The 370-nt window shown below is 63.2% G+C and carries 1 protein-coding gene; it reads left to right on the top strand.

Going from position 1 to position 370, the window contains the following annotated elements; translation table 11 throughout:
• A partial coding sequence (locus AC1D0P_RS32025; protein ID WP_477680404.1) for a LysR substrate-binding domain-containing protein occupies window positions 1-370 on the top strand: 370 nt, incomplete at both ends.

Raw genomic sequence — 370 nt, 5'->3', positions numbered from 1 at the left:
AACCGTCGCTGTTCGGCCGCCGGATTGCCGGCGACGAATGGAGTATTTGCTGCAGCAGAGCCTACGCTGAGCGCAATGGAATTCCGCGTACGCTCGACGAGCTGCATCACCATCCGGTGATCACAGTGATCGAGGGCCGCTTCGAAGGCCCGGTCAGCGAGTGGCTCAGATCGCATGTGCCAAAGGAAAGGTTCGCTTTCCGCCACAACAGCCTGATGACCATCTATTCCAACATGCGGGCCGGGCTGGGCGTCTCGCCCTGCCCCGATATGCTGTCCGCAGTTGATCCGGACATCGTCCGCTGCATGCCGCTGCCAGTGAGCAGCGGCAAGGAAGTCTGGGCGCTGGCGCCGCAGCGGCTGCGCAAGGC

Source organism: Polaromonas sp. P1_G2 (assembly GCF_056405515.1).
Note: the sequence above shows the minus strand (reverse complement) of the source record. Positions and strands in the feature narration are given on the sequence as shown.